Consider the following 8439-nt stretch of genomic DNA (forward strand, 5'->3'; position numbering starts at 1 on the left):
ATGATCCCGAAATACTTCGGGGTCCGGGGCAGCGCCCCGGTCCGGCGGCAAGGGCATCCGCAGTGGGCGCTTCCCTCTTGCACCCCCCTCCCCAATCCCTATAACGCGGACAATTTGCTGACATTCAGGGGGCTGCCGCCATGCCGAAACGTACCGACATCCAGTCGATCATGATCATTGGGGCGGGTCCGATCGTCATCGGACAGGCGTGCGAATTCGACTACTCCGGCGCGCAGGCCTGCAAGGCCCTGAAGGAAGAAGGCTACCGGGTCATTCTCGTCAACTCCAACCCGGCGACGATCATGACCGACCCGGGCCTTGCCGATGCCACCTATATCGAACCTATCACGCCCGAGATCGTCGCAAAGATCATCGAAAAGGAACGCCCCGACGCGCTGCTGCCCACGATGGGCGGACAGACCGGGCTCAACACCTCCCTCGCGCTGGAGGAGATGGGCGTTCTGGAAAAATTCGGCGTCGAGATGATCGGGGCCAAGCGGGAGGCCATCGAAATGGCCGAGGACCGCAAGCTGTTCCGCGAGGCGATGGACCGGCTGGGGATCGAAAACCCCCGCGCGACCATCGTCACCGCGCCCAAGACCGAAGCGGGCAAGAAAGACCTCGCCGCGGGCGTGCGCCTTGCCCTCGACGCGCTGGAAGACATCGGCCTGCCCGCCATCATTCGCCCCGCCTTCACCATGGGGGGCACCGGGGGCGGCGTCGCCTATAACCGCGACGATTACGAACACTACTGCCGGTCGGGCATGGATGCCTCGCCCATGGGCCAGATCCTGATCGACGAATCCCTGCTCGGCTGGAAGGAATTCGAGATGGAGGTGGTGCGCGACACCGCCGACAACGCGATCATCGTCTGTTCCATCGAAAACGTGGACCCGATGGGCGTGCATACCGGCGACAGCATCACCGTGGCCCCCGCGCTGACGCTGACCGACAAGGAATACCAGATCATGCGCAACCACTCGATCGCGGTCCTGCGGGAGATCGGGGTGGAAACCGGGGGCTCCAACGTCCAATGGGCGGTGAACCCCGAAGACGGCCGCATGGTCGTGATCGAGATGAACCCCCGGGTGTCGCGCTCCTCGGCGCTGGCCTCGAAGGCGACGGGTTTTCCCATCGCGAAGATCGCGGCGAAACTCGCTGTCGGTTTCACGCTGGACGAGTTGGACAACGACATCACCGGCGTGACACCCGCCAGCTTCGAGCCGACAATCGACTACGTGGTCACCAAGATCCCGAAATTCGCCTTCGAGAAGTTTCCCGGCGCGAAACCCTACCTCACCACCGCGATGAAATCCGTGGGCGAGGCCATGGCGATTGGCCGTACGATCCACGAATCGATGCAAAAGGCGCTGGCCTCAATGGAATCGGGCCTGACCGGCTTTGACGAAATCGCCATCCCCGGCGCGCCGGACCGCGCCGCGCTGGTCAAGGCGATCAGCCAGCAGACACCGGACCGGATGCGTACCATCGCACAGGCCATGCGCCACGGCATGAATGATGACGACATTCACGGCATCACGATGTTCGATCCGTGGTTCCTTGCCCGTATCCGCGAAATCGTGGACGCCGAAGAAGCGGTGCGCGAGGGGGGCCTGCCCAAGGACGCGGAGGGCCTGCGGCGGCTCAAGATGATGGGCTTCACCGACGCGCGGCTCGCCAAGTTGACCGGGCAGGATGAGGAACAGGTGCGCGCGGCGCGGATCGACGTCGGCGTAACTGCGGTGTTCAAGCGGATCGACACCTGCGCCGCCGAATTCGAGGCGCAGACCCCTTACATGTATTCCACCTATGAGGCCCCCATGATGGGCGAGGCGGAATGCGAGGCGCGGCCCAGCGACCGAAAGAAGGTCGTGATCCTCGGGGGCGGGCCGAACCGGATCGGCCAGGGCATCGAGTTTGACTATTGCTGCTGCCACGCCTGCTACGCGCTGACCGACGCGGGCTATGAGACGATCATGATCAACTGCAACCCGGAAACGGTCAGCACCGATTATGACACCTCGGACCGGCTCTATTTCGAACCGCTCACCTTTGAGCACGTGATGGAGATCCTGCGGGTGGAGCAGGAGAACGGCACCCTGCATGGCGTGATCGTGCAGTTCGGTGGCCAGACACCGCTGAAGATCGCTGCCGACCTGCATGCCGCGGGGATCCCGATCCTCGGTACCACGCCCGACATGATCGACCTTGCGGAAGACCGGGAGCGGTTCCAGCAACTGGTGCAGAAGCTGGGCCTCAAGCAGCCGCGCAACGGCATCGCCCATTCGGACGAGGAAGCCTTCGAAATCGCCCGCGACATCGGTTTCCCGCTGGTGATCCGCCCCTCTTACGTGCTGGGCGGCCGTGCGATGGAGATCGTGCGCGACCAGCAGAGCCTTGAACGCTACATCAACGAGGCGGTCGTCGTGTCCGGCAAGAGCCCGGTGCTGCTGGACAGCTACCTGAGCGGTGCTGTCGAACTGGACGTGGACGCCCTGTCGGACGGCAAGGACGTCCATGTCGCTGGTATCATGCAGCATATCGAGGAGGCGGGCGTCCATTCGGGTGACAGCGCCTGTTCGCTGCCCCCCTATTCGCTGCCACGCGACGTGATCGAAACCGTCAAGGAACAGACCCGCGCACTGGCCAAGGCGCTCAACGTCGTGGGCCTGATGAACATCCAGTTCGCGGTGAAGGACGGCGAGATCTACCTGATCGAGGTCAACCCCCGCGCCAGCCGCACGGTGCCCTTCGTGGCAAAGGCCACCGACAGCGCCATCGCCTCCATCGCCGCGCGTGTCATGGCGGGCGAGCCGCTGTCAACCTTCCCGCAGCGTCCGCCCTACCCCACCGATACCGCCTATGACGACATCCTGCCGCTGGGCGATCCGATGACGCTGGCCGACCCGGACATGCCGTGGTTCTCCGTCAAGGAAGCGGTGCTGCCCTTTGCCCGGTTCCCCGGCGTCGATACGCTGCTGGGGCCGGAAATGCGCTCCACCGGCGAAGTCATGGGATGGGACCGCGATTTCCCGCGCGCCTTTTTGAAGGCGCAGCTGGGGGCCGGTACGGTGCTGCCGCGTGAGGGCTGCGTGTTCCTGTCGATCAAGGACATGGACAAGACGGAGCAGATGCTCGAAGCGGCCCGTATCTTGCTGGAACAGGGCTTTACCATCGTCGCCACGCGCGGCACGGCGGCCTGGCTGTCCGAACACGACATCGACTGTGAACTGGTCAACAAGGTCTATGAGGGCCGTCCGGACATCACCGATCTACTCAAGGACGGAACGGTGCAACTGGTGCTGAACACGACCGAAGGCGCGCAGGCGGTGGAAGACAGCAAGTCGATCCGCTCCATCGCGCTCTATGACAAGATCCCCTATTTCACCACCGCAGCCGGGGCCCATGCCGCCGTGCTGGCCATCAAGGCACAGGCCGAGGATGAGATCGGCGTGAAGGCGCTGCAGGATTAACGCCGGATCATCGCTACCAAGCTGTTGAGCCAACCTGTCGTCGCCCCGCCGCAAGGGGGCGCGGGCTGGCTCTGACGCGGCGTAGAAATCATGAATGTGCTGCTAAAATCGGCACTCCCCGTGTACAATGGCACAGGCTTTGCGCATAGTCGGGGCGGCCAGTCCGAATGCCCCCGTTTCCGCAGTTGGAGAACCGAAGAACATGTATACACCCGCCATCACCGGCAGCGGCGTCTTCACCCCCGATCAGGTCATCACCAATGCCGAACTGGTGGAAGCGTTCAACGCCTATGCCGACCGCTACAATGCCGAAAACGCCGATGAAATCGCCGCCGGAACGCTGGCGGCAAAGGAACATTCCTCCGAAGAATTCATCGTCAAGGCCAGCGGGATCGAACAGCGCTACGTGATCGACAAATCGGGCGTTCTCGACCCCGCCGTGATGCACCCGCTGCTGCGCCAGCGCAGCGATGACGAACCGTCGCTGATGGCGGAAATGGCGCTGAAGGCCGCGCGCATCGCGCTGGAACAGGCCGGTCGGACCGCGGCGGATGTGGACGCGGTGATCTGTGCGGCTTCGAACCTAGAACGGGCCTATCCGGCGGTCGCGATCGAGATACAGGACCTGCTGGAGATCGACGGTTTCGCCTTTGACATGAATGTCGCCTGTTCTTCGGCAACGTTCGGCATTCAGGCCGCCGCCGACATGGTGCGATCGGGTTCGATCCGGTCGGCGCTGGTGGTGAACCCCGAGATCTGTTCGGCCCATCTGGAGTGGCGCGACCGCGATTGCCATTTCATCTTCGGGGATGTCGCGACAGCCACGCTCATTGAACGGACCGAGGACGCCGAGGGCGCGCATTTCGAGATACGCTCGACCCGCTGTGCCACGCAGTATTCCAACAATATCCGCAACAACAACGGCTTCCTGCGCCGCTCCCGCCCGGACGGTCTGGCCGACCGGCGCGACATGCAGTTCATGCAGAATGGCCGCAAGGTCTTCAAGGAGGTGCTGCCGCTGGTCGCCGATCACATCGGCAACCACATGGCCGAAGAAGGTGTCGAAGCGGGCGATCTCAAGCGGCTGTGGCTGCATCAGGCCAACAAGTCGATGAACGACTTCATCGGCCGCAAGGTGCTGGGCCGCGCCCCCGAGCCGGGCGAACAGCCAAATATCCTTCAGGATTACGCCAATACCTCTTCGGCAGGCTCCATCATCGCCTTCTCCAAGTACTCGGACGATCTGGAACCGGGCGACGTGGGGCTGATCTGCTCATTCGGGGCGGGGTATTCCGTGGGCTCCGTACTCGTCGAGCGGCGGGACTGACCTAACCCTTGGCAGAGACCCGCGCGTGGACCTCTGCCGCGCTTTCCACCCGTTCCGAATAGCGGTCCACAAGGTAGGCACCGCGCCCCCGGGTGAGCCACGTGAATTTCACCAGCTCCTCCATCACGTCGACGATGCGCGCATAGAACGGCCCCTCGGGCAGGCGGCCTTCGTCGCCAAATTCAAGCCACGCCTTGGGGATGCTGGATTGGTTTGGAATGGTGATCATCCGCATCCAGCGGCCCAGTATCCGCATCTGGTTCACCGCGTTGAAGGATTGCGACCCACCCGAAACCTGCATGACGGCCAGCGTCTTGCCCTGCGTCGTGCGAATGCCCCCTTGCAGAGAGAGCGGGAGCCAGTCGATCTGGGTTTTCATCACGCCCGTCATCGCGCCATGGCGTTCGGGGCTGGACCAGACCATGCCTTCGGACCAGACGACAAGCTCGCGCAGTTCGGCCACCTTGGGGTGATCGGCCCCCGTATCGTCCACCAGCGGCAAACCGTGGGGATCGAAAAGGCGCGTCTCGCACCCCAGCCGGCGCAGGATGCGCGCCGCTTCCTCTGCCGCGCGGCGGGAATAGCTTTCCGCGCGCAGCGAGCCATAGAGCAGCAGGATGCGCGGGGGATGGCCCGGATCATCTGCGGCCTGCAGGGCCTTTGTGTCGATGTCGGGAAGCTGGTCCGCGCGCAGGGCGGGAAACGTATCTGTCATGGAGCGGGCCTTCGGATGAGTGATTTCGCCGTGTTCCTAGCTTTTCGCCCCGGGGCTGTCATCCTTCCTTTGCCGTCCCGCCGTCGGGTCAGAGTCTTGAACGGATCCGCGGCACGTCCTATTGCGTGCCATGGCCAAGCTCTACTTCAATTTCTCAACCATGAACGCCGGGAAATCCACGGTGCTTCTGCAAGCCGCGCATAACTACAACGATCGCGGGATGCAGACCTATCTGCTGACCGCGCAGCTCGATACGCGGGCGGGCGAAGGGCGGATCGCCTCGCGGATCGGCATCGCCCGGGCCGCAGATACCTTTGCTGCGGAGGATGATCTTTTCGCCCGGATCGAAGCGCGGCTGGCGAAAGGCCCCTGCGCCTGCATCTTCGTGGACGAGGCGCAGTTCCTTACGGAAGCGCAGGTCTGGCAGTTGGCCCGGGCGGTCGACGACCTTGGCGTTCCGATCATGTGTTACGGGCTGCGCGTGGATTTTCAGGGGCGGCTCTTTCCCGGCTCGGCCACGCTGCTGGCGCTGGCGGACGAGATGCGCGAGGTGCGCACCATCTGCCACTGCGGCAAGAAGGCGACCATGGTCGTCCGGCAGGGACCGGACGGAAAGGCGCTGCGCGAGGGCGCACAGATCGAGATTGGCGGAAACGAACGCTACGTTTCGCTCTGCCGCAGGCATTGGCGCGCCGTGATGGAATGACCCCCGGTCTCAGACCGTGTTGGGTGGGGTTTCCCCTTTGAAGAAGACCTTCAGGTTATCAACCGCCATGCGCCCCATGTCGATCCGGACCTCCAGCGCGGAGGTGCCGAGATGCGGCAGCAGCACCACGTTGTCGAGCGCGCGCAGCGCCTCTGGCACGACGGGTTCGTTTTCGTAGACATCGAGGCCCGCGCCCGCGATCGTGCCTTCCTGCAAGGCCGAGATCAGGGCCGTTTCATCCACCACGTCGCCCCGGGAAATATTCACGAGATATCCCTCCGGCCCCAGCGCGCGCAGCACATCGGCGTTCACCATGTGGCGGGTTTCGGCGCCGCCCGGCACCGCCGCCACAAGCACATCGACAGTGCGGGCCAGTGCCACCGGGTCTTCGCACCGCTGCGCCGGGAAGGCGAGCGTCTTGGGGCTGCGGCTGGCGTAGTGAATCTCCATCCCGAAGCCGAAGTGGGCACGGCGGGCGATGGCCTGCCCGATGCGGCCCATGCCGAGGATCCCCATTGTCTTGTGGCTGAGGTGCATGCCCAGCATCTGGGTGGGATGCCACCCTTCCCACGCGCCGCTGCGCACGAGGCGTTCACCTTCGCCAGCGCGCCGGGCAGCCATCAGCGTCAAGGTCATGGCAATGTCGGCGGTCGCATCCGTGACGGCACCGGGCGTGTTGGTCACCGTCAGGCCCGCCTCGCGCGCAGCGGCCACGTCGATATGATTGTAGCCCACCCCGAAATTGGCGAGGATCCGGCACCGGGGGTCGGGCACATCCGCGAAAACCTCTGCCGTGAAACGATCCCCCAGGGTGCAAAGCACCCCGTCGAAGTCACGCAGCGCGCTGCGCAGTTCCTCCGCCGACAGGGGCGAGGTTTCGGGCCGCACGGTGACATCGAAGCCGTCCAGTTGCGCGATGACCTCCTTCGGGAGCGGTCGGGTAAGCAGTAGCCGGGTCAATGCATTCGTCCTCCGTTGGGAACGGGTCTTTCGGGTGCGAGGAGGACCACGTCACCGTTGTCGTCCGGCAGGCCGAGCACCAGCACTTCGGACATGAAAGGACCGATCTGGCGCGGTGGAAAGTTCACCACCGCCATCACCTGGCGCCCGATCAGCCCGTCGGGAGTATAATGCGCGGTGAGTTGCGCGGACGTCTTGCGCTCTCCGATCTCGTCCCCGAAATCGATCCAGAGCTTGATCGCCGGTTTGCGCGCCTCCGGGAAGGGCTCCGCCCGCAGGACGGTTCCGGTGCGGATATCGACGGCAAGGAAATCGTCAAAGGATATCTCAGCCATCGGCAAGCGCTTTCGAACGGGCCGTTGCCGCCGCCACGGCACGCTGGATGAGCGGGCGCAGCCCCTCGTTCTCGTCCATCAGCACCTCAAGGGCCGCCTGCGTCGTCCCGTTGGGACTGGTGACATTGACGCGCAGTTGGGACGGATCCTCGCTGGCCTCCATCGCCAACGCCCCTGCCCCGGCGACGGTCGCCTTGGCGAGGGTCAGTGCGAGTTCGCGGTCCAGCCCCTGGGCCTCTCCGGCGTCGGCCATCGCTTCCATCATGTGAAAGACGTAAGCCGGGCCTGACCCGCTGACGCCGGTCACGGCATCTATCTGGCCCTCGTTTTCCAGACGCACGACCTTTCCCACCGCGGAAAGCAGGTCTTCGGCCATATCCATCAGGGCGGGGCTTGCGTGGTCGTTACCGATGATGGCGGTGATCCCCCGGCCGATTGCTGCCGGAGTGTTGGGCATCGCGCGGACGATGGGGGTAGCGCTGCCGAGCGTCTTTTCGAAGTGCCCGATGGTGGTGCCCGCCGCGACGCTGACAAAGAGCGTTTCCCCGTCGCCCATGGCCCTGAGCACGGGCAGCGCCTCTTCCATCATCTGTGGCTTGACGGCGACAAGGACGACAGCAGGCTTCGCGGGCATCTCGGCGTTGATATGGACGCCTTGCGCCTTCAGCCAGTCAGAGGGGCGGGGGTCCATGACCCAGACCGAACCGGGGGGCAGCCCCCCGGCCAACCAGCCTGCGAGCATGGCCGATCCCATCTTTCCGCAGCCCAGCAGTACGAGACCCTGTGCGGCGATCCTGTCGTCCTTCATGGTACCTCCCCCGGTTTGACCGGGGCAGTGTTACGCCCGCCCGTAGGCCTCTGCAATGGCAACCTGCAACGCTTCGCGGGGGGTGCGATCCCCCCAGACCAGCAGTTGCAGCGCG

At 64.4% G+C, this 8439-nt stretch carries 7 protein-coding genes and 1 pseudogene; 3 read left to right on the top strand and 5 right to left on the bottom strand.

What is annotated here, in order from left to right; genetic code table 11:
- Positions 1–140: 140 nt before the first annotated feature.
- Together carB and A3728_RS07630 are read left to right on the top strand one after the other, a co-directional pair.
- Positions 141–3473: a carbamoyl-phosphate synthase large subunit gene (gene carB / locus A3728_RS07625; protein WP_067921742.1), complete on the top strand. Its 3333-nt coding sequence runs from the start codon at positions 141–143 to the stop codon at positions 3471–3473.
- 202 nt (positions 3474–3675) lie between these two features.
- Positions 3676–4800, top strand: a complete 1125-nt coding sequence (locus A3728_RS07630; RefSeq protein ID WP_067921744.1) for a beta-ketoacyl-ACP synthase III — start codon at positions 3676–3678, stop codon at positions 4798–4800.
- Between the two features lies 1 nt (position 4801).
- On the opposite strand, the gene arsH is transcribed toward A3728_RS07630, so the two are convergent.
- The gene (gene arsH / locus A3728_RS07635) at positions 4802–5515 is read right to left on the bottom strand and encodes an arsenical resistance protein ArsH (protein ID WP_067921747.1); all 714 of its coding nucleotides are present in this window, start codon (positions 5513–5515) and stop codon (positions 4802–4804) included.
- A gap of 130 nt (positions 5516–5645) precedes the next feature.
- Here arsH and A3728_RS07640 point away from each other — a divergent pair, with 130 nt between their 5' ends.
- Entirely contained in the window at positions 5646–6221 is a 576-nt protein-coding gene (locus A3728_RS07640; RefSeq protein WP_067921750.1) for a thymidine kinase, read from the top strand.
- Between the two features lie 9 nt (positions 6222–6230).
- Here A3728_RS07640 and A3728_RS07645 read toward each other — a convergent pair whose 3' ends face one another.
- The 4 genes and pseudogenes from A3728_RS07645 to A3728_RS23685 all read right to left on the bottom strand — a co-directional run.
- Positions 6231–7181, bottom strand: coding sequence for a 2-hydroxyacid dehydrogenase (locus A3728_RS07645; RefSeq protein WP_067921752.1), 951 nt, complete (start codon positions 7179–7181; stop codon positions 6231–6233).
- Positions 7178–7516, bottom strand: a complete 339-nt coding sequence (locus A3728_RS07650; protein WP_067921754.1) for a tRNA-binding protein — start codon at positions 7514–7516, stop codon at positions 7178–7180. The genes A3728_RS07645 and A3728_RS07650 overlap by 4 nt, the downstream gene beginning before the upstream one ends.
- Positions 7509–8324, bottom strand: a complete 816-nt coding sequence (proC, locus tag A3728_RS07655) for a pyrroline-5-carboxylate reductase (protein WP_067921756.1) — start codon at positions 8322–8324, stop codon at positions 7509–7511. Before proC ends, A3728_RS07650 begins: the two co-directional genes overlap by 8 nt.
- 30 nt (positions 8325–8354) lie before the next feature.
- Positions 8355–8439, bottom strand: a pseudogene (locus A3728_RS23685) (YbjN domain-containing protein); the annotation flags it as partial.

This window comes from Sulfitobacter sp. HI0040 (assembly GCF_001634885.1).
Taxonomy (GTDB): Bacteria; Pseudomonadota; Alphaproteobacteria; order Rhodobacterales; family Rhodobacteraceae; genus Sulfitobacter.

Bases quoted from the DNA above. Each gene is read 5' to 3' on its own strand.
- carB (WP_067921742.1), top strand. From the start codon at position 141: ATGCCGAAACGTACCGACATCCAGTCGATCATGATCATTGGGGCGGGT.
- A3728_RS07630 (WP_067921744.1), top strand. From the start codon at position 3,676: ATGTATACACCCGCCATCACCGGCAGCGGCGTCTTCACCCCCGATCAG.
- arsH (WP_067921747.1), bottom strand. From the start codon at position 5,515: ATGACAGATACGTTTCCCGCCCTGCGCGCGGACCAGCTTCCCGACATC.
- A3728_RS07640 (WP_067921750.1), top strand. From the start codon at position 5,646: ATGGCCAAGCTCTACTTCAATTTCTCAACCATGAACGCCGGGAAATCC.
- A3728_RS07650 (WP_067921754.1), bottom strand. From the start codon at position 7,516: ATGGCTGAGATATCCTTTGACGATTTCCTTGCCGTCGATATCCGCACC.
- proC (WP_067921756.1), bottom strand. From the start codon at position 8,324: ATGAAGGACGACAGGATCGCCGCACAGGGTCTCGTACTGCTGGGCTGC.